The following is a 16,028-nucleotide window of genomic DNA, read 5'->3' as shown; positions in this document are numbered from 1 at the left end:
TCAGCCGCGGCCGAGTTCCTCCTCCATCAGATCCTCGAACTCCGCGACGATTTCGTTCATCTCGTCCGGGAAGACCCAGCGGCGCATCGCCCAGAACCGGAAGGCCATCTGCAGCAGGTTGCCGATGATGAAGGCGCTGATGAAATCCGCGATGTTCTCGACGGTGAAGCTCACATTGGGTTGGCGCAGGTCGAAGACATAGCTGGAGATCCACAGCGGGGTGAAGGCCAGGACAACACCGACACCGCTGACACCGAAGAACAACAGCGCTTCGTGATGCCGCTCACGTCCGCCCCGGTTCTTGAACGACCATTCCCGGTTCAGGATGTAGGAGGCGATCACCGCGATGATGCCGGAGATGATCTTGGCCGTAACGGGCTTCTCCGCGAGTACCGTCCATTTCAGCAGGTAGAAGATGCCGCTATCGATCACGAAGGTGGTCGCGCCGACGATCGCGAACTTGATCAACTCCCGATGCCGGTATGCGATATCCTGCAGCGGCTCGGGGAGGACGCTGACCACGCCGTCGACGATAGACACAACAGCGGAGTGTACCGGTACCGGTCATTCGTCTCGGACATGACAATATTGTCCGATGTGAGTGCTCGTTCCTTCGATCCATCGGCAATGCCCACCGTCACCATGATCGGTGGCGGCCAGCTGGCCCGTATGACCCACCAGGCGGCGATCGCGCTGGGGCAGCGGTTGCGGGTGCTCGCTGAGCGTCCAGAGGATCCGGCCGCGCAGGTGAGCTCCGAGGTGGTATTCGGCAGCCATGCCGATCTGGCCGCGCTGCGCAAGGCCGCGGTCGGCTCGCACGCGCTGACCTTCGATCACGAGCATGTACCGACCGAGTATTTGCGGGCACTGGTCGCCGAGGGTGTCAACGTGCAGCCGCCGCCGTCGGCCCTGGTCTACGCACAGGACAAGCTGGCGATGCGCACTACCTTGCTGGAGCTGGGACTGCCTGTGCCCGCGTTCACCCCGGTGACCTCGGTGGCCGACGTGGTGAGATTCGGTCAGGAGCACCGGTGGCGCATCGTGGTGAAAGCGGTGCGTGGCGGCTACGACGGGCGGGGTGTGTGGATGCCGGATTCCGCCGCAGCGGCCGAGGCGATCGTTGCCGAACAGCTCGCAGGCGGTGTCCAGTTACTCGCGGAGGCGAAGATCGACCTGAAGCGAGAGCTGTCGGCGATGGTGGCTCGGTCGCCGTTCGGGCAGGCGGCGACCTGGCCGGTCGTACAGACAGTGCAACGTGACGGGCAGTGCGCGGTGGTGATCGCGCCTGCGCCCGAGCTGCCGGAGCATACGGCTACGACGGCGGAGACCATGGCGCTGAACCTCGCCGAGCGCCTCGGTGTCACCGGTGTGATGGCGGTGGAGCTATTCGAGACCGAAGGCGGGGAATTGCTGGTCAACGAGCTGGCCATGCGTCCGCACAATTCCGGGCACTGGGGGATGGACGGTGCCCGTACCGGACAGTTCGAGCAGCATCTGCGCGCGGTGCTGGATTACCCGCTCGGTGATACCACACCGCTGGCCGAGGTCACCGTCATGGCCAATATCCTCGGTGCGCCGCAGGCCCCGGCCATGTCGATGGACGAGCGGCTGCACCACCTGTTCGCCAGAATGCCAGAGGCGAAGGTGCATCTGTACGGCAAAACCGAGCGCCAGGCACGCAAGATCGGGCACATCAACATCCTCGGCGACGATGTGGCCGAGGTCAGGGAAAAGGCAGAGCGAGCGGCGCATTGGATGTCGCACGCGGTGTGGACGGACGGATGGGATCCGCATGAGTGAAGCAGAGGCTGTGACCCCGGCGGTCGGCCTGATCATGGGCAGCGACTCCGACTGGCCGACCATGGAGGCCGCCGCGGAAGCATTGGCCGAGTTCGGGATTCGTTTCGAGGTCGGGGTGGTCTCCGCACACCGTACTCCGCAGCGCATGTTGGACTACGCGCGCGCCGCCGCGGGCCGTGGGCTGAAGATCATCATCGCAGGCGCGGGCGGCGCGGCTCATCTGCCCGGTATGGTCGCTTCGGCAACCCCGCTGCCGGTGATCGGGGTCCCGGTACCGCTCAAATATCTCGACGGGATGGACTCGCTGCTGTCCATCGTCCAGATGCCCGCCGGTGTTCCCGTGGCCACCGTTTCTATCGGCGGCGCCCGTAATGCTGGTCTGCTCGCCGTGCGTATCCTCGCCGCACACGACCCCGCCCTGCGGGACCGCATGGAACAGTTCCAGGCCGGACTCGAACAGATGGTCTCGGACAAGGACGACGCTCTGCGCGCCGAGCTCCTGGGTTGAGCGGGAAGCTGCCGGGTGCACCTGCCAGGGGGTCCGGCCGCCGCGCGCACCGAACCGTGCGGCTCCGGGCGGGTAGTGCCTGGCTACGGTGAGTCTGTGACGACTGGCGATATCACCCGCCCCAGAGGTGGGGACGACACCGCGCATTTCCGGCTTACGGTGGTGGATCAAGCACTGCGGTTGTTCGCCGAGAAGGGGTACGAGGCGACGACGGTGGACGAGATCGCCGAAGCCGCCGGGATCTCCCGGCGGACATTCTTCCGGCAGTTCCGCGCGAAGGAAGACGTGGTCTTCGCCGATCACGAATACCAGCTGGCCCGAGCTCAGGAGTACCTGTCGGCCGCGCGGGAGGACCCGTGGGAGGCGGTATGTGTGGCGGCGGTCGGTGTATTCGAGCGGTTCACCCAGTGGCGGGAGATCGCGGCGCGGCGCTACCAGCTGGTGCGCCGGGTGCCGACCTTGCGGGAACGGGAGATCGTCACGGTATTCCGCTACCAGCGGTTGTTCACCGATTACCTGCGGGAGCGGCTGCCGGATGTGCCGGATCTGGCCAGGGTGCAGTTCACCGCGTCCGTCACGGCGACGCACAACTACCTGCTGCGCCGGATGGTACGCGGCGAATCGGCGGCGAGCGCCGCGGATCTACGCCGGGAACTGGCTGTGCTTCCGCGCGGCGCCGCCCGCCCGGCGAACGCCGAGGAAATGGTGGTCGCGGTATTTCCCCGTGACGCCGCGCCGGGGCAGGTCGCTGAACTGCTCGCCCGCAAACTCGCGGCACTGTGACCTGGGTGGGCTGTGGTATAGACCGGAGTGGCGTGCGCTCGACATATCACAGAGCCTGCCATGCCCAGCTCTGACACTGCCCCGGTCTGACACCGAGTGCCATATCGTCTCCGCATGTGATCGTAATCCCGATGCGTATAATTGCCTATATGCTGGCACTCGGTGCCGTTATGCTGGCACTGTACTGGATTCGCTCAGGGGAATTCAGTGGCCTGTGCCGAGGACCACCACCGAAAACCATCACCGAAGACCAGGAGTGAATCCGATGGCGGGAAACCCCGATTTCGACCTTTTCAAGCTGGAGGACTTCCACGATGAGTTGCGTGCCGCGATCCGCGCTCTCGCGGAGAAGGAGATCGCCCCGCACGCCAAAGACGTCGACGGTGCTGCCCGGTTCCCGGAGGAGGCGCTGACCGCGCTCAACGCCTCCGGCTTCAACGCCGTGCATGTGCCGGAGGCATATGGCGGCCAGGGTGCCGATTCGGTGGCCACCTGCATCGTGATCGAAGAGGTGGCCCGGGTATGTGGGTCGTCCTCGCTGATCCCCGCGGTCAACAAGCTCGGAACCATGGGAATGATCCTGAACGGTTCGGAAGAGCTCAAGCAGAAGGTGCTCTCCGATATCGTCAACGGCGAGATGGCCTCCTACGCGCTGTCCGAGCGCGAGGCGGGCTCGGATGCGGCAGGTATGCGTACCAGGGCCAAGCAGGAGGGCGACGACTGGATCATCAACGGTTCCAAGTGCTGGATCACCAATGGCGGCCAGTCCTCCTGGTACACCGTGATGGCCGTGACCGACGCCGATAAGGGCGCCAACGGTATCTCCGCTTTCCTGGTGCACAAGGATGACGAAGGCTTCGTGGTCGGCCCGTTGGAGCACAAGCTCGGCATCAAGGGCTCGCCCACCGCGGAGCTGTACTTCGAGAACTGCCGAGTGCCGGGTGATCGCATCATCGGCGAGCCGGGCACCGGTTTCAAGACCGCACTGCAAACCCTCGACCACACCCGCCCGACCATCGGCGCGCAGGCCGTCGGTCTGGCCCAGGGCGCACTGGACGCGGCGATCGCCTACACCAAGGATCGCAAGCAGTTCGGCAAGTCGATCGCCGACTTCCAGAACACCCAGTTCATGCTCGCCGATATGGCCATGAAGATCGAAGCCGCCCGCCTGATGGTCTACAGCTCGGCCGCTCGTGCCGAGCGCGGCGAGCAGAACCTCGGCTTCATCTCCGCCGCCGCCAAGTGCTTCGCCTCCGATGTCGCCATGGAAGTCACCACCAACGCGGTGCAGCTGTTCGGCGGCGCCGGCTACACCACCGACTTCCCGGTGGAGCGCATGATGCGCGACGCCAAGATCACCCAGATCTACGAGGGCACCAACCAGATCCAGCGCCTGGTCATGTCGCGCGCCCTGCTCAAGTGATGTTTTTCTAGATCGCCGGATGTTCGGGCGTGCCTGGACCGCTTCTCGGGCCTTCGCCAGACCGCCGAGAAGTACCGGCCACCCGAACGTCCTGTCGATCGTGTTCTGCGCTTACTACGTAGGTAGCGTGAAACTCTCGCGATCGGCATGACGATCGTGCTAGCTTGAGTAGCAGGATATCCTCAGTGGATTCCGATTAGCCTTCGACCCCGCTACGCCTATTAGCGGGGTCGTCGTGCGTCAGGGGCACCACATGTACCGAGAGAAGACATTGGGCTCGACTGTCGACCACAGCATCTCGTTGGTCTTCTTGGCGCGCTCATCGGTGATCGTCGTCCGTCTCATCCGGTAGTGCAGATACGACACGAGGTCTGCGGCCTGCACCAATATAGCGACCGAATACTCCGATAATCACCGGCACCGCATTCGGGTAGGTCTTGGCCGCGATCACGGGCCAGCGGTTATGCCCTATTCACCAGGTCGGCGTATTCGGCGTGTTCGGCGATGTACTTCTCTACGTACCAGCAGGTGGGGATGACGGAGAAGCCCGAGGCGCGGGAGTCGTCGAGGGCGTACCGCACGAGCTCGGCGGCTGCGCCACGGCCACGGAACTCCGGGAAGGTCATGGTGTGGTGGAAGTCGCGGACCTTGGGGGCTTCGCGTTCGGCGTAGTCGGCATACCCGGCGAGAGTGTCATCGAGGTAGATCTCGAAACGGGTGTCGGCGACGTTGTGCTCCAGCCTGGTCGTCATATTCAGGAGAACTCCTTGCCCGCGGGAAATGTTCCAGGGGGCGTCAGAGGATCGCGCCGGGATTGAGTATCCCGTTCGGGTCGAGCGCGTCTTTGATACGCCGGGTCAAGTCCATGACATCGGGGCCGAGTTGATCGGGCAGCCAGGCCTTCTTCAATCGGCCGACGCCGTGCTCGCCGGTGATGGTGCCGCCGAGGGCGATGGCCAAGTCCATGATCTCGCCGAAGGCGCGGTGCGCTCGCGCGGCGTGGTCCGGATCGGAGGGATCGTGCACGATCAGCGGGTGGGTATTGCCGTCGCCCGCGTGCGCGATCACCGATACCGTCACCTCGTTGCGCTCCGCGATCGCGGCGATGCCGGTGACCAGGTCGCCGAGCCGGGGCAGCGGTACCCCGACGTCTTCCAGCAGCAGCGGACCCAGTTTCTCCACGGCGGGAATGGCGAAACGCCTTGCCGCGGAGAATGCTTCGCCTTCATCGGGGTCATCGGTGCGAAAAACCTCTGCCGCTCCGGCCTTCTCGCAGGCCGTTGCCATGATCTCGGCCTCACGCCTGGCGAATTCACCGGGAGCGTCGGAACGTGCGACCAGTAGTGCGGCCGCGGTGCGGTCCAAGCCCATTCGTAACTCGTCCTCCACGGCGTTGATCGATACCGAATCCATGAATTCGAGCATCGACGGTCGCAGCTCGCCGGTGATCGCCAGGATCGCCTCGGTCGCCGCGGTGAGCGTGCCGAAGGTCGCCACGACGGTGCTCTGTGGTGGCTGCGCGGGAAGCAGCCGCAGGGTCAGTTCGGTGATCACGCCGAGCGTGCCCTCACTGCCGACGAACAGTTTGGTCAGCGACAGGCCCGCCGAGTCCTTCAGTCGTGGGCCGCCGAGTCGTACTACGGTGCCGTCGGCAAGCGCCACTTCCATGCCGAGGACGTAATCGGTTGTCACGCCGTACTTCACACAGCACAGCCCACCCGCATTGGTGGCAGCGTTGCCGCCGATCGAGCAGATCTCGAAAGACGAAGGGTCAGGTGGATACCACAGGCCGTGCGCGGCGACCGCCTGTTTGACTTCCGCGTTGAGCAGCCCTGGCTGTACCACCGCGGTCCGGGTTACGGGATCGACCGAGATGGCGCGCATTCGTTCGGTACTCAGCACGATTGCCCCGGTGACGGCCGTCGCACCGCCGGAAAGCCCGGATCCGGCACCACGCGGAATCACCGGGACACCGTGGGTGGTGGCCCAGCGCAGCGTCGCGGCCACATCGTCGGTGCCGGTGGCACGCACTACGGCGCGGGCGGTGCCTGCGTCCGGATCACGCGCCCAGTCCTGCCGGTAGCTCGCGAGCAGCGCGGGGTCGGTGAGCACCGCGCCGGCGGGGAGGCAGGCGATCAGATCATCCACGTCCACACCTTTCACGCTAACCCTTATGCCCGATATTTGCTGATTTTCCTGTGTTATCGCGGGTAATGGGTGGGCGAACCGAAATGTGATGTCGCCTGCCCCAGTGGCATTCCTGCTCGTAACGGGCCACAATGCCGGAGAGGGGTTTGACCGTAAGGGGTATCGAGTTAGCCCGGCGCCATCCCATTCGGCGTCGCCAGTCATGCGGTTTGCTCCGTGTTGCGGGTACCACGCATATCACTCGAAGGGATGGAACAGATGCAGGGTGGACAATACGGTCGCCGGGAATTGGTCGCCGAGATATTCTCCGGTGAATTCGTCGACGGTGGCATCGACCCCGATATGTTGCGCCGGATGCACGCGGGTGAACACAGTGAATGGCTGACCGCGCTGGATCGTTCCGGCCTCTTCGGTAAGGAGATACTCGCCGAGCTGGCCGACAGCTGGCGCCGCGATCCACTTGATCTATTGGAAGCACTGCTGGCCACGGCTGATGATGTCACCCGGCGGCGGTGTCTTGCGGCATGGTCGGATCTGGATCGCGCTGTGGGCGGGTCTGCTCAGGCGCATATCGGCTGAGCGGACCCACCGGTCCGGGTACACCTGCTCATCCGCCGCGCACTCGGGCGCGGCGGATGAGGCATTCATGGCGTTGCCCGAGTGCACAGTTCCTCGGTCCGTGCTCCGTCGACGACGATGGCGTCGTCGTCGGTGAGCGCCCAGTGCGCGATGCCCTCGGCCCGGTAGCGGGCGGCGAGCCGATCGCAGCCACCGTCCGGATCGATCGTGGAATCGATATGCGGCACAATGGCGCGATCGACCAAACCCAGTCCATCCCATTGCGGTTCGATGCCGCAGACCGGAGCTACTTCGGCCGGATCATCGACGGACTCGATGCCGTGCAGATCCGGGGTGAGCACACACGCGCCCGCGCTGTACCCCGCGTAGACCAGTGCGTTGTCGGCGAGCAGTTGGGTGAGCACCCGATCCGCTCCGCTACGGGCGAACTGGGCACGCAGTACGAAAGTGTTCCCGCCGCGCACCCACACCAGCGGGAAATCGGCCAGCCTGCGAGCCAATTCCGCGGTACGTCCGACGAACTCGCGCAGGTCGAGTTCTGTCGGGACGTACCCGAGATCGCGTAACAGAACCATATCGCTGGTGGCTGCCGCCACCCGCGCTTCAGGCCATGCGTCACAAGCATTTCCGATCATCGCGACGGGCCCTGGCGGGCCCGCCAGGGCGAGCAGCCGGTCGTAGTGCGCTCCGAAACGGTAGCTGGACAGAAACAGTCGCATCGGCTTGTCTCAGAGCGTGAAGGTCAGGTGGCGAACCACCTGCTGTCCGAGTTCGGTATCGCCGGTGATGGTGATCTCGTCGAGGTGCTTCTCGGCGGTGGTCCTTCCGCCGCCGAGTCTTACGAAAAGTCCGCTGTCCATGCTGATTTCGACCGTGGCAGGCTCGTCGAACGCGTCGACGTAGCTCGCCCGGCCCGTTACCTGGATGTGCAGGGTCCTGGCCAGCGGCCCGCTCAGTACGAAGGTGATTCGCGATCCGTCCGGCGCCCCGCCCTTCTTGACCACTGTGCGCGGGATATTGCCTGCGAATTCGGCGAAGGCCAGCTCCCCGCACTGCCCACCCTCCGCGACTCGGGTACCGAGTGCGTCGGCGATATCGAGTTCGTGTATCCAGCAGTCGAACAACCGCACTCGCATGAACCTGCCATAGCTCACCTGTCCGACCGGCGAGTTGGTTTCCTTCTCCCATTCGGCGTCGCTCATCGCCCTGAGCACGGTGAGCCTGCGGTCGATGACCTCGCGGTAGAGCTCGAGCAGCCGGGCGCCGGGCAGGGGACGCAGCCGGTCCACCCAGATCTCGTTGAGTACCGCGGTCTCGTTGCGCACATGAGGGAGGGTGCGTACGTCGGTCTTGACCTTGGTCGGGTCGTGTGCGGGCGGGCGATCGCCGAGCAGCCAGGATTCGGTGCCGATGATGTGCGCGACGATATCGAACACAGTCCAGCCCGGCAGCGGTGACGGGGTGCGCCAGTGTGCTTCGTCCAGGGTGGAGACCAGGGCTTCGATCCTGTCCCACTGCTCCGACAGCAGGCTGATCTGCGCGGTCCGGTCCATTGTCTCGGTCATCGGTCGACTCTCTCTTCCGGGTCTTCGCCCTCGTTGTCCAATGCCGCCATACCGGCTCTTATAGCGGCGGCTGTGCCGACTGGGTCATGCGAGCGCCGCAGCAGAAAACCCTTGGCGAACCGCAGGATATCGCCATGCTTGCGGGGGACGACATGTAGATGCACATGCGGGACGGTTTGGAAGGCGGCCGTGCCATCGTTGAGCACCAGGTTGGCCCCGTCCGTGGCAAGGCTGCTGCGCCGGATAGCCAGTGCGAGCCGATGTCCGGTGCGGAAGATCCGCGCGCCGAGCTCGGCGTCGAGGTCCTCCAGCTCCGCGGCGTGCTGTTTGGGTATTACCAGTGTGTGGCCGCGGGTGATCGGCCGGATGTCGAGAAACGCGCAGAGGGTGTCGTCCTCATACACCTTTGTCGCTGGGGCTTCGCCTGCCGCGATGCGGCAGAAGACGCAGTCGTTCACATGCTGGACCATACGGCGTAAGAGCCGAGTGGAACAGCCCTCGGCGTGGATCGAGCCCGATTGCGTCATCACTCGGCGACACGCCGGGCTTGTGGTCACCGCCAGGGCCGTGGGATGAGCGATGGGTTTCTCGGTACGTGCTCATTCCTGTTGTCCGAGGTGACGATCTGCTTGCGGTGGGGCCGCGAAACCGGGCGCGATCGGGGCTAGCGCGGTGTGCTCCGAACACAGGTGGGCCGCGCTTTCCTCTGCTGGGCGTGACTACCAGGAATTTTGTAATCTGGCAGGTGAGCGTGCCGTGGACGGATGTAGTGAGTGCGGCCAACTGCGTATCGAGAACTGAGTACATGAGTCGAAGCTCGGTGGCTGTCGACCGCTTTATGTAGACCCGGAAATCGGGTGTATCGGTACGATCCACTCAGCATGTGTGACGGGCGTCTCGGCTCTGCTCACCGCGTGCCGGGTACAGTTGCGAGGATTCGAGTAACTTACCCGACAGTAATAACGTCCTGTCGTCTACCTATTGCCTGAAGCTCAGCACGAAAAGGAAGTCTGACAAGTGGAGACAACGCAGAGCGTTGGCGATTCGTCGCTACGTGGCGCGCGTGTCGGGGTCGTTCGCGAGTCCAACGCGGGCGAACGACGTGTCGCATTGGTGCCGAAGGTCATTACGAGTCTGCTCGGGCAGGGCGTCGAGATCGTCGTCGAGCCCGGTGCCGGCCAGGGCGCGCTGATTCCGGACCGCGCCTATACCGAAGCGGGCGCCTCGATCGGCGATCCCTGGTCGGCCGATGTGGTCGTCAAAGTGGCCCCGCCCAATACCGACGAAGTGCGGAAATTATCAGCGGGACAGACCCTGATCGGGTTCCTGGCGCCGCGCGACGCGGACAATCAGATCGATGCGTTGCGAGCCGCGGGGGTACGGGCCTTCGCGGTGGAAGCGATTCCGCGGATCTCGCGCGCGCAGGCGATGGACGCGTTGTCCTCGCAGGCGAATGTGGCCGGCTATAAGGCGGTGCTGTTGGCGGCATCGGAATCGACCCGGTTCTTCCCGATGCTGACCACCGCGGCGGGCACGGTGAAGCCCGCGACGGTGCTGGTGCTCGGGGTCGGCGTCGCCGGTCTGCAGGCCTTGGCCACGGCCAAGCGTCTCGGTGGCCGGACCACCGGTTATGACGTACGGCCCGAAGTGGCCGATCAGGTGCGCTCGGTCGGCGCGCAGTGGCTGGATCTCGGGATCGCCGCCGCCGGTGAGGGCGGCTATGCGCGGGAGCTGACCGAAGAGGAGAAAGCCGCGCAGCAGCAAGCGCTGGAAGAGGCGATCAAGGGCTTCGACGTGGTGATCACCACCGCGCTGGTGCCAGGCCGTCCCGCGCCGCGTTTGGTGACCGCCGCGGCGGTGGAGGGCATGAAGCCTGGCAGTGTGATCGTGGATCTGGCCGGGGAGACCGGCGGCAACTGCGAACTGACCGAGCCGGGCGAGACCGTGGTCGAACACGAGGTGACCATCGCCTCGCCGCTGAACCTGCCTGCGACCATGCCCGAACACGCCAGCGAGCTGTACTCGAAGAACATTGCGGCACTGCTGGAGTTGATGCTGGTCGAGGGCAAGCTCGCACCGGACTTCAGCGATCAGGTGCTGGCGGATTCCTGCGTCACGCGTGAGGTGGAGGACTGATGTACACCGAACTGCTGGCGAATATCGCGATCCTGGTGTTGTCCGGGTTCGTCGGTTTCGCCGTGATCTCCAAGGTGCCCAACACCTTGCACACCCCGCTGATGTCGGGCACCAATGCCATTCACGGCATCGTGGTGCTCGGTGCGCTGGTCACCCTCGGCAATAAGCAGGATCCCTCGATCCTGACCCAGGTGATTCTGTTCGTCGCGGTGGTCTTCGGAACTCTGAACGTCATCGGTGGCTTCGTGGTCACCGACCGCATGCTCGGCATGTTCAAGGCCAAAAAAGACACCGGTAAGAAGGACAGCGGCACGACCGCCGAGAAGGCCGATATCTGATGCATACCTTCGATAATGTGACCTACCTGGTCAACGGCCTCTACATCGTGGCGTTCTCGATGTTCATCTACGGGCTGATGGGTTTGACCGGCCCGAAGAGCGCGGTGCGCGGTAACCAGATCGCCGCGGTGGGTATGGCGATCGCGGTGGTGGCGACACTGATCTCGATCCGGCACACCAGCAACTGGATTCTGATCATCGCCGGTCTCGTGGTCGGTGTGGTCCTCGGCGTGCCGCCAGCCCGCTACACCAAGATGACCGCGATGCCGCAGCTGGTGGCCGCGTTCAACGGTGTCGGCGGTGGCACGGTCGCCCTGATCGCATGGTCGGAGTTCATCAATTCCGAGGGCTTCTCACACCTCGAAGAGGAACCGACCGTACATATCGTGATCGGTTCGCTGTTCGCGGCGATCATCGGCTCGGTGTCGTTCTGGGGTTCGCTGATCGCGTTCGGCAAATTGCAGGAGATCCTGCCAGGGCGTCCGATCGGGGTCGGCAAACTGCAGCAGCCGCTGAATCTGTTGTTGCTGCTCGGCGCGATCGCCGCCGCGGTGGTGATCGGCATCGGTGCCACGGGTGACGGGGTATCGCAGCTGTGGATGATCGCGGTACTGGTACTGGCCGGTGTGCTCGGACTCATGGTGGTGCTGCCGATCGGCGGCGCGGATATGCCCGTGGTCATCTCGCTGCTCAACGCCCTGACCGGTTTATCGGCCGCGGCCGCCGGTCTGGCGCTGAACAACACCGCGATGATCGTCGCGGGCATGATCGTCGGCGCGTCCGGCAGCATCCTGACCAATTTGATGGCCAAGGCGATGAACCGGTCCATCCCGGCCATCGTCGCGGGCGGATTCGGTGGCGGCGGTGCGGCCGTCGGCGGCGGGGACGGGGAGCAGAAGCAGGCCAAGGCCACCTCGGCCGCGGACGCCGCGATCCAGATGGCGTATGCCAATCAGGTCATCATCGTCCCCGGCTACGGTATGGCCGTCGCGCAGGCGCAGCACGCGGTCAAGGAGATGGCGGCATTGCTGGAGGCCAAGGGGGTGGAGGTCAAGTACGCCATCCACCCGGTCGCGGGCCGTATGCCCGGCCATATGAACGTGCTGCTCGCCGAGGCCGAAGTGTCCTATGACGCGCTCAAGGAAATGGACGAGATCAACGGTGAGTTCGGCCGTACCGATGTCGCCTTGGTGATCGGCGCCAATGACGTCACCAATCCGGCGGCCAGGGAAGACGCCTCCAGCCCGATCTACGGTATGCCGGTGCTCAACGTCGACCAGGCCAGGAGCGTCATCGTGCTCAAGCGTTCGATGAACTCCGGTTTCGCCGGTATCGACAATCCGCTGTTCTACGCCGATCACACCGCCATGCTGTTCGGCGATGCGAAGAAATCCGTCGGGGCGGTTACCGAGGAACTGAAGGTGTTGTAGACCAGCAGTTTCGGATCTCAGCGTTTCGCACAGCGATGCCGCTCCATCGAGTTATCGGTGGAGCGGCATCGTCATAATTGCGTTGAGGTGTTCCAGACTCCGGCGGCCGCTGTCCTTGTGACATAGTCGGTGAAACTCTTCGGTTCTCTGCCCAGCGCGCGGCGTACCCCGTCCATCGGCTCGGCATTGCGACCGTCGAGCAGAGTGCTGAACACATGATCCAGCACGTTCACCATATCGGCGGGTACGCCATGCGCGGTCAGCCCGGCGGCGAAATCCGCACGGGAGATCGGCACGAAAGCGATCGGTCTCCCGGTGGCGGTGGCGATCTGCGCGACCGCTTCGGTGAAAGTCATCGCGTGTGGGCCGGTCAGCTCGTAGATCTCGCTGTTGTGCTCATCCGTTGTGAGCGCGGCGACGGCGACGTCGGCGATGTCATCGACGTCGACGAACGGTTCCGGCACATCGTTGACCGGCAGCGCGACCGTTCCGGCCAGGATCTGCTCGGTGAGTGAGCCTTCGCTGAAGTTCTGTGCGAAAAAACTGCCGCGGAGGATGGTCCAGTCCAAGCCGGATTCCCGTACCATCTGCTCGCACTGCACGGTCTCCGCACTGCCGCGATTGGACAGCAGCACCAGCTTACGTACACCCGCGTGCCCGGCGGCAGCAGCGAACGCGCGGATCGCTTCGGCGGCTCCCGCGATCGCGAGATCTGGTTGGAATGCGAGATAGGCGACGCGCACACCGGCCATGGCCTCGGTCCAGGTGCTTGGATCGGCCCAGTCGAATGGGATATCGGTGGTACGGGAGCCGACTCGGACCGGGTACCCGCCTGCCCGTAGCCGGGCCACAATACGGCTGCCGGTCTTGCCGGTGCCGCCCGCAACGAGAACACGATGCTGATCAGTGGCAGTGTTCGGCATGAGGTCCACTCTATTTGCCCAGGTGTATCGGTTGTCCAGCTATTCGGCCTCGGCGAGGCGGAATGTAGTCGGGCTATTCACGATCATGCCTGATTGTCTACTTTTCAGGTGCGGATGCACTCGACGGTCCGCGTGCCCGTGGCGCGTTCCTGATGTGTTCATTATTGAATCCACCGTGGTCGTTGCGTATTCAGGACGAAGCCGCGCCGACCGTGCTGTCGCTGATCCGCGGCGGTGCCTGGATCACCGACAGCGCAGGTGTGCCACGGCAACTGGCGGCCGGTGACGTCGCGATCTTCCACGGACCCGATCCATGAAGGTCGGCTACGGCAGCGCCTTCGCGCTGAGTACCGCGTTCAAACGCCACTTCGGTATCTCCCCACGCGACCACCGGCAAGGCGTATCCGCGACTGAGCTATCGTCGGCCGGGTGACACAGCAGCAGTATCCGGTGCTCTGGCCGATGCCGACCCGGTGGGCCGATAACGACCACTACGGGCATGTGAACAACGTGATGTACTACTCGTACTTCGACACCGCGGTCAACGCGTGGTTGATGGATGCCACCGGTATCGATATTCGCACGTTGCCCGCGCTCGGCGTGGTCGCGCAGACCGCATGCCAGTATCTCGATTCGATCAGCTTCCCGGACCAGTTGCAGGTCGGCCTGAGCGTAGCGCGGCTCGGCCGTTCCAGCATCACCTACGATATGGCCATCTTCCGGGTGGACGACGATGCGCTGGAAATGGTCGCGACCGGCACCTTCGTACATGTCTACGTGGACGCCGAGTCTCGTAAACCGGTCGAGATCCCGAGCGTGATCCGCACCGCCGCAGAGGCGCTTGTTACCGACTGATATCCATGGACGGCTCAGCGGAGTTCTTTTCTGTAGTAGAACCGTTATTCGAGTAGTCCGTACCCGGTCCGCTGATCGGCGGTGTGCCATCAGCCGCGGTTGCGGGGACGGTGTGATTCCAGGTGGAGCCGATACGGTCGCGGCAGTGGCATCACAGCCTGGTGAGCAAGGTGAGGGGATCCTCTAGCAGTGCCGCGACGCAGGCGAGGAAGCGGGAGGCCAGTTCACCGTCGATGATCCGGTGGTCGAAGCTGATACCGAGCGTGGTTACCCAGCGGACCGCGAGCTCGTCCCGGAACACCCACGGCCGCTTGCGGATCGCACCGAGACACAGGATCGCCGCCTCACCCGGATTGACCAGCGGTACCCCGGCATCCACACCGAATACCCCGATATTGGTGATGGTGAATGTGCCGCCGCGGAGATCGGCGGGGGTGGCCTTGCCCGCGCGGGCGGTATCGGCCAGCCAGTCGATCTCGCGGGCGAGCTCACGAAGGCTCGCGGTCTGCGCCTCTTTGACGTTCGGTACAAGTAGGCCACGGTCGGTGGCCACCGCGATGCCGAGATTCACAGAGTGCTTGGTGACGATCTCCTGGCCGGCTTCGTCCCAGACGGCGTTGATCCCTGGGAAATCGGTGAGCGCGGCCAACGCCGCCTTCGCCACCAACACCAGTGGGGTCAGGGGCAGCTCAGCGCAGGATGCGGTGCCGCGCAGATGGTCGAGCAGTTCCATCGAGACGGTGCAGTCCACTGTGACGAAAGCGCTGGCCTGTGGGATAGTGCGGGCGCTGGTGAGCATCGCCGTCGCGGTGCGTTTGCGGATGCCACTGATCGGAGTGCGGACTTCGCGTGCGGTCGGACCGGTGATCCCGCCGACCGGGTCGGTGGGAGCCGGTGCTGTCGCGGCCCGCTCCGCCTGGCGCGGCGATGAGACGGGTACCGCGTCGCGCACATCGTCGGCGGTGACCGCGCCACCAGGCCCGGATCCGGCGATGAACCACAGATCGATACCGAGTTCGCGGGCCAGTTTGCGCGCGGCCGGGGTCGCCGCCACCCGTTCCGTGGGCTCCGGGGTAGCGGGCCGCGGCTCGGTAGTGGTGTTGTCCACCGTGCCGATGGACCGCGAAACGTCCGGCGGTGGTTCGGCCGGGGTGGCCCTTCGTCGGGATACCCCTTCGTGATCGGGGCCGTAACCAACCAGCACCGAGGTGCGGCCTGTATCCCGCACGGTGTCATCCGGTCCGGTTTTCCGTTGCTGCTCGATGCGAATCAGCGGTGCGCCGACCGCGACGGTATCGCCGGGCTCGGCCAGCAATTCGGTGATCCGGCCCGCGAACGGCGATGGCAGGGAGACGACCGCCTTGGCCGTCTCCACCTCCGCGATGGTCTGGTTCAGTTCCACCGTATCGCCGACCTCGACCGCCCAGGACACCAGTTCGGCGTCGGTCAGACCTTCCCCGAGATCGGGAAGCCGGAACTCCAGCACGGAGTCAGGAAGATCTTGGTTGGCGGGGTCTGGCACGTGGGCACCTCTCACTAC

19 protein-coding genes are annotated in these 16,028 nt (G+C 64.6%); 11 read left to right on the top strand and 8 right to left on the bottom strand.

The features are described from left to right. Positions 1–540 (bottom strand): GtrA family protein, encoded by a 540-nt coding sequence (locus tag ACL02S_RS20955; RefSeq protein ID WP_412804169.1) that lies wholly within the window; start codon positions 538–540, stop codon positions 1–3. 39 nt (positions 541–579) lie between these two features. Here ACL02S_RS20955 and ACL02S_RS20950 point away from each other — a divergent pair, with 39 nt between their 5' ends. From ACL02S_RS20950 to ACL02S_RS20935, 4 genes are all read left to right on the top strand, one after another. After that, positions 580–1,800 (top strand): 5-(carboxyamino)imidazole ribonucleotide synthase, encoded by a 1,221-nt coding sequence (locus ACL02S_RS20950; protein ID WP_412804168.1) that lies wholly within the window; start codon positions 580–582, stop codon positions 1,798–1,800. Beyond that, positions 1,793–2,308, top strand: coding sequence for a 5-(carboxyamino)imidazole ribonucleotide mutase (gene purE / locus ACL02S_RS20945; protein ID WP_412804167.1), 516 nt, complete (start codon positions 1,793–1,795; stop codon positions 2,306–2,308). Before ACL02S_RS20950 ends, purE begins: the two co-directional genes overlap by 8 nt. A 96-nt stretch (positions 2,309–2,404) precedes the next feature. After that, positions 2,405–3,091, top strand: coding sequence for a TetR family transcriptional regulator (locus ACL02S_RS20940; RefSeq protein ID WP_412804166.1), 687 nt, complete (start codon positions 2,405–2,407; stop codon positions 3,089–3,091). 265 nt (positions 3,092–3,356) lie between these two features. Then, positions 3,357–4,514, top strand: a complete 1,158-nt coding sequence (locus ACL02S_RS20935; protein WP_412804165.1) for an acyl-CoA dehydrogenase — start codon at positions 3,357–3,359, stop codon at positions 4,512–4,514. A 461-nt stretch (positions 4,515–4,975) separates the two neighbouring features. Here the strand turns inward: ACL02S_RS20935 and ACL02S_RS20930 are convergent, their stop codons facing one another. Further along, complete coding sequence (locus ACL02S_RS20930; RefSeq protein WP_412804164.1) at positions 4,976–5,266, bottom strand: GNAT family N-acetyltransferase; 291 nt, start codon at positions 5,264–5,266, stop codon at positions 4,976–4,978. Positions 5,267–5,309: 43 nt separating this feature from the next. After that, the gene (locus tag ACL02S_RS20925; RefSeq protein WP_412804163.1) at positions 5,310–6,668 is read right to left on the bottom strand and encodes an FAD-binding oxidoreductase; all 1,359 of its coding nucleotides are present in this window, start codon (positions 6,666–6,668) and stop codon (positions 5,310–5,312) included. A gap of 252 nt (positions 6,669–6,920) precedes the next feature. Between ACL02S_RS20925 and ACL02S_RS20920 the strand changes: the two genes are divergently transcribed. Next, positions 6,921–7,241: a hypothetical protein gene (locus ACL02S_RS20920; RefSeq protein ID WP_412804162.1), complete on the top strand. Its 321-nt coding sequence runs from the start codon at positions 6,921–6,923 to the stop codon at positions 7,239–7,241. Positions 7,242–7,306: 65 nt separating this feature from the next. Here ACL02S_RS20920 and ACL02S_RS20915 read toward each other — a convergent pair whose 3' ends face one another. From ACL02S_RS20915 to ACL02S_RS20905, 3 genes are read right to left on the bottom strand one after another with little or no spacing between them, the layout of a single operon-like run. Next, complete coding sequence (locus ACL02S_RS20915; RefSeq protein ID WP_412804161.1) at positions 7,307–7,960, bottom strand: Type 1 glutamine amidotransferase-like domain-containing protein; 654 nt, start codon at positions 7,958–7,960, stop codon at positions 7,307–7,309. Positions 7,961–7,969: 9 nt separating this feature from the next. Next, entirely contained in the window at positions 7,970–8,806 is an 837-nt protein-coding gene (locus ACL02S_RS20910) for a maleylpyruvate isomerase family mycothiol-dependent enzyme (protein ID WP_412804160.1), read from the bottom strand. After that, positions 8,803–9,264 (bottom strand): HIT family protein, encoded by a 462-nt coding sequence (locus ACL02S_RS20905; RefSeq protein ID WP_412804159.1) that lies wholly within the window; start codon positions 9,262–9,264, stop codon positions 8,803–8,805. Before ACL02S_RS20905 ends, ACL02S_RS20910 begins: the two co-directional genes overlap by 4 nt. Before the next feature lie 559 nt (positions 9,265–9,823). On the opposite strand from ACL02S_RS20905, the gene ACL02S_RS20900 reads away from it, so the two are divergent. From ACL02S_RS20900 to ACL02S_RS20890, 3 genes are read left to right on the top strand one after another with little or no spacing between them, the layout of a single operon-like run. Next, positions 9,824–10,942, top strand: a complete 1,119-nt coding sequence (locus ACL02S_RS20900) for a Re/Si-specific NAD(P)(+) transhydrogenase subunit alpha (protein WP_412804158.1) — start codon at positions 9,824–9,826, stop codon at positions 10,940–10,942. Then, positions 10,942–11,280, top strand: a complete 339-nt coding sequence (locus tag ACL02S_RS20895) for an NAD(P) transhydrogenase subunit alpha part 2 (protein WP_412804157.1) — start codon at positions 10,942–10,944, stop codon at positions 11,278–11,280. The genes ACL02S_RS20900 and ACL02S_RS20895 overlap by 1 nt, the downstream gene beginning before the upstream one ends. 17 nt (positions 11,281–11,297) lie before the next feature. Continuing rightward, complete coding sequence (locus ACL02S_RS20890; protein WP_412804185.1) at positions 11,298–12,710, top strand: NAD(P)(+) transhydrogenase (Re/Si-specific) subunit beta; 1,413 nt, start codon at positions 11,298–11,300, stop codon at positions 12,708–12,710. Between the two features lie 71 nt (positions 12,711–12,781). On the opposite strand, the gene ACL02S_RS20885 is transcribed toward ACL02S_RS20890, so the two are convergent. Beyond that, on the bottom strand, positions 12,782–13,633 hold the full coding sequence (locus ACL02S_RS20885) for an NmrA family NAD(P)-binding protein (protein WP_412804156.1): 852 nt from the start codon (positions 13,631–13,633) through the stop codon (positions 12,782–12,784). A gap of 89 nt (positions 13,634–13,722) precedes the next feature. Here ACL02S_RS20885 and ACL02S_RS20880 point away from each other — a divergent pair, with 89 nt between their 5' ends. The 3 genes from ACL02S_RS20880 to ACL02S_RS20870 are packed head-to-tail and all read left to right on the top strand — an operon-like array spanning position 13,723 to position 14,488. After that, entirely contained in the window at positions 13,723–13,950 is a 228-nt protein-coding gene (locus ACL02S_RS20880) for a cupin domain-containing protein (protein ID WP_412804184.1), read from the top strand. Further along, complete coding sequence (locus ACL02S_RS20875) at positions 13,947–14,066, top strand: AraC family transcriptional regulator (protein ID WP_412804155.1); 120 nt, start codon at positions 13,947–13,949, stop codon at positions 14,064–14,066. The genes ACL02S_RS20880 and ACL02S_RS20875 overlap by 4 nt, the downstream gene beginning before the upstream one ends. A gap of 29 nt (positions 14,067–14,095) precedes the next feature. Beyond that, a complete protein-coding gene (locus ACL02S_RS20870; RefSeq protein WP_412804183.1) occupies positions 14,096–14,488 on the top strand; it encodes an acyl-CoA thioesterase in 393 nt (130 codons plus the stop codon). 151 nt (positions 14,489–14,639) lie between these two features. Here ACL02S_RS20870 and ACL02S_RS20865 read toward each other — a convergent pair whose 3' ends face one another. Next, on the bottom strand, positions 14,640–16,010 hold the full coding sequence (locus ACL02S_RS20865) for a dihydrolipoamide acetyltransferase family protein (protein WP_412804154.1): 1,371 nt from the start codon (positions 16,008–16,010) through the stop codon (positions 14,640–14,642). Positions 16,011–16,028 lie beyond the last annotated feature (18 nt).

Origin of the sequence: Nocardia spongicola, from assembly GCF_047200775.1 — a bacterium.
In the GTDB taxonomy this organism is placed as follows: Bacteria; Actinomycetota; Actinomycetes; order Mycobacteriales; family Mycobacteriaceae; genus Nocardia.
The sequence above is the reverse complement of the archived record's forward strand: the minus strand, read 5'-3'. Positions and strand labels throughout refer to the sequence as shown.

What these genes read in the sequence shown, in the direction of transcription:
- ACL02S_RS20930 (WP_412804164.1), bottom strand. Translation starts at nt 5,266, where the DNA reads ATGACGACCAGGCTGGAGCACAACGTCGCCGACACCCGTTTCGAGATC.
- ACL02S_RS20935 (WP_412804165.1), top strand. Translation starts at nt 3,357, where the DNA reads ATGGCGGGAAACCCCGATTTCGACCTTTTCAAGCTGGAGGACTTCCAC.
- ACL02S_RS20875 (WP_412804155.1), top strand. Translation starts at nt 13,947, where the DNA reads ATGAAGGTCGGCTACGGCAGCGCCTTCGCGCTGAGTACCGCGTTCAAA.
- ACL02S_RS20920 (WP_412804162.1), top strand. Translation starts at nt 6,921, where the DNA reads ATGCAGGGTGGACAATACGGTCGCCGGGAATTGGTCGCCGAGATATTC.
- purE (WP_412804167.1), top strand. Translation starts at nt 1,793, where the DNA reads ATGAGTGAAGCAGAGGCTGTGACCCCGGCGGTCGGCCTGATCATGGGC.
- ACL02S_RS20885 (WP_412804156.1), bottom strand. Translation starts at nt 13,633, where the DNA reads ATGCCGAACACTGCCACTGATCAGCATCGTGTTCTCGTTGCGGGCGGC.
- ACL02S_RS20915 (WP_412804161.1), bottom strand. Translation starts at nt 7,960, where the DNA reads ATGCGACTGTTTCTGTCCAGCTACCGTTTCGGAGCGCACTACGACCGG.
- ACL02S_RS20910 (WP_412804160.1), bottom strand. Translation starts at nt 8,806, where the DNA reads ATGACCGAGACAATGGACCGGACCGCGCAGATCAGCCTGCTGTCGGAG.
- ACL02S_RS20950 (WP_412804168.1), top strand. Translation starts at nt 580, where the DNA reads ATGACAATATTGTCCGATGTGAGTGCTCGTTCCTTCGATCCATCGGCA.
- ACL02S_RS20870 (WP_412804183.1), top strand. Translation starts at nt 14,096, where the DNA reads ATGCCGACCCGGTGGGCCGATAACGACCACTACGGGCATGTGAACAAC.
- ACL02S_RS20895 (WP_412804157.1), top strand. Translation starts at nt 10,942, where the DNA reads ATGTACACCGAACTGCTGGCGAATATCGCGATCCTGGTGTTGTCCGGG.